Source organism: Treponema berlinense (genome assembly GCF_052273165.1).
Taxonomy (GTDB): Bacteria; Spirochaetota; Spirochaetia; order Treponematales; family Treponemataceae; genus Treponema_D; species Treponema_D berlinense_A.
Map to the genome: position 1 here is coordinate 1 of NZ_DAVZIU010000044.1, position 1,692 is coordinate 1,692.

The following is a 1,692-nucleotide window of genomic DNA, read 5'->3' on the forward strand; positions in this document are numbered from 1 at the left end:
GCGGTAGCGCTGGGAGCAATGCCGAAGGCAGTCCGAACAAAGTGAGGACCGCGCGAAGCAAGTTGCGGACATAGCGACGGCAAGCGCCACAGGTGATTGCCGGACCGCCAGATTTTATGGCTTAGAAAAAATAAATTATCCTTAAACTAACAGTTTCTTAATTGGAATTTTACAGTCGGCATTTATCTTTTTGTAAAACATAATCAACGAGGTTTTTATGAAAAGACAATTATTTTATGCACTGGCTGCAATGGCGGCTTTTTTGCCGGTTTCCTGTGCTTCAACATCAAAGGCAGGAGCAGATTCAACATCTCCGTTTGAAAAAGTCGGCTTGAACGGAAGCGAAGTTTCCTACACTGTTCTTGCAAAAACAAATGACGGCGTGGAAATTCAAAACGGCGGATACGGTTCAGACGCGTGCGCCCATCCAACGGATTCAAGTCTATTTTATTTAGTAACAGACCGCGGTCCGAACATCGATTTTAAAGGGAACAGAGGAAAAGGAAAAATGTTCCCGGTTTCTTCTTACGCTCCAAGAATCGGACTTTTCAAGATGAACAAAGACGGCTCAGTTTCGCTCGTAAAGGAAATCACGCTGAAATCTCCTGACGGAAAAGAAATAACCGGTCTTCCAAACCCTGACGGAAAAGGCGCGACCGGCGAAATTGCCTACGATCTTGCCGGAAACATTCTTGGAACAGACGAATACGGACTTGACAGTGAGGGAATCGTTGCGATGAAAGACGGAACTTTCTGGATTTCTGATGAATACGGTCCGCACATTGTCCACTACGATGCAGACGGAAAGCAGATTGAAAGAATAAGCCCGTTCGGAATTGACACAGGAAAAAGGCATCTTCCGGCAGTCCTTGCGCGCCGCCGGGCAAACCGCGGAATGGAAGGTCTTGCAATAACTCCGGACGAAAAAACTCTTGTAGGAATCATGCAGTCCACACTTTTCAATCCTTCAAAGAAAGAAATTTCAAACAAGCAGCTTGTTCGCATTGTAACTTTTGACATTAAAACTGGCAGGACAAAGCAGTACGCTTATATTCAGAACAAGGAGACAGATTCCACCTGCGGAATTACGGCGCTTTCAAACACAGGATTTGTCGTAATTGAACGCGACGGAAAGTTTTCCGGCGAAAAAGAGGCACATAAGTATCTTTTCAAAATCGACCTTAAAGACGCGACGGACATAACAGGAGAAAATCCTGAATCGAAAGAAGGACTTCTAATAAACGGAAAAACTCTTGAGCAGTGCACAACAGAAGAGATTGAGGCCGCTGAAATTAAGCCTGTAAAAAAAGAATTCCTTGTTGACCTTGTGGAATATCTTCCGAACAAATATCCGCACGACAAGCTTGAAGGCCTTTGGATTTTGGACAGCAATACAATCGCCGTGGCAAACGACAACGACTTTGCAATCAATGTTGAAAACAACCAGCTTGTGCAGAAAAAACTCCCAAGAACAGGAAGAATTGATAACGATGTGATTTACGTGATAAAACTTCCAAGGAGCTTGAGGTAAGGCTTTTTAGAAAGATATTTGCTCTGGTTGCGGGCTACTTGGTTTTGCAAAAACCGAGCTTGCGGCTGGAGATGACATAAAATGGTAATATACCTAGTCCGTTGGGGGGGGAGACTGTCTTAAAATACAGAAAAGTAAAGTATAAAAACCAGAAAAAACGG

General features: G+C 44.0%; 1 protein-coding gene. It reads left to right on the plus strand.

The genetic code is table 11. The annotated features are described in order from the left end of the window. Window positions 1–217: 217 nt before the first annotated feature. A complete protein-coding gene (locus tag ACT6XC_RS09295; RefSeq protein ID WP_443741606.1) occupies window positions 218–1,531 on the plus strand; it encodes an esterase-like activity of phytase family protein in 1,314 nt (437 codons plus the stop codon). Window positions 1,532–1,692 lie beyond the last annotated feature (161 nt).

Bases quoted from the DNA above. Each gene is read 5' to 3' on its own strand.
- ACT6XC_RS09295 (WP_443741606.1), top strand. From the start codon at position 218: ATGAAAAGACAATTATTTTATGCACTGGCTGCAATGGCGGCTTTTTTG.